General features: G+C 64.3%; 1 protein-coding gene. It reads left to right on the forward strand.

All coding sequences use genetic code 11. The features are described 5' to 3' along the window. On the forward strand, positions 1-235 hold a 235-nt coding region (locus ACLJNW_RS28540), incomplete at both ends, for an OsmC family protein (RefSeq protein ID WP_410962046.1).

A 235-nucleotide genomic window follows, 5' to 3' on the forward strand; every position in this document is an offset into this window, starting at 1 on the left:
GATCGGCCTCGGCGGCTGCACCAACTTCGATGTGGTCAGCATCCTGAAGAAGGCGCGCCAGCCGGTGGAGAGCTGCGAAGCCTTCCTCGAGGCCGAAAGGGCCGACGAGGAGCCCAAGGTGTTCACGAAGATCCACGTGCACTTCGTGGTCAAGGGCCGCGGTCTCAAGGAGGCCCAGGTCAAGCGCGCGGTGGAGCTGTCGGCGGAGAAATACTGCTCGGCGTCGATCATGCTC

The sequence above is a fragment of the Salmonella sp. SAL4457 genome, from assembly GCF_046548235.1.
In the GTDB taxonomy this organism is placed as follows: Bacteria; Pseudomonadota; Gammaproteobacteria; order Enterobacterales; family Enterobacteriaceae; genus Salmonella; species Salmonella enterica.